1 pseudogene is annotated in these 243 nt (G+C 74.5%); it reads right to left on the bottom strand.

Features of this window, described 5'->3' with window-relative positions:
- Positions 1–243, bottom strand: a pseudogene (locus ACQG3P_RS22145) (aminotransferase class III-fold pyridoxal phosphate-dependent enzyme); the annotation flags it as partial.

Genomic DNA, 243 nt, shown 5'->3' with positions numbered 1-243 from the left:
CACCGCACCCGGGAGGGTCACCACCCAGGCGCCGCGGGCAGCAAGAGCGCCGGACGGGGTCACGGCGTCATCGGCGTAGAAATTGACGAAGCCGTCCGGCATCGCGTCGATCTGGGCGCGCTCATCCAGCGCCAGCACCTCGTCCAGGTGGGCGCGGACGCGCGCGACGTCGGCGGCTGCGGCCTCTCCGGCTGCCACCAGCTGCGGGTGGCCGGCAGCCCGGCGTTCAAGGGGGGCGTCTGC

The organism is Stenotrophomonas sp. SrG (assembly GCF_050031795.1).
In the GTDB taxonomy this organism is placed as follows: domain Bacteria; phylum Pseudomonadota; class Gammaproteobacteria; order Xanthomonadales; family Xanthomonadaceae; genus Stenotrophomonas; species Stenotrophomonas rhizophila_A.
The sequence above is the reverse complement of the archived record's forward strand: the minus strand, read 5'-3'. Positions and strand labels throughout refer to the sequence as shown.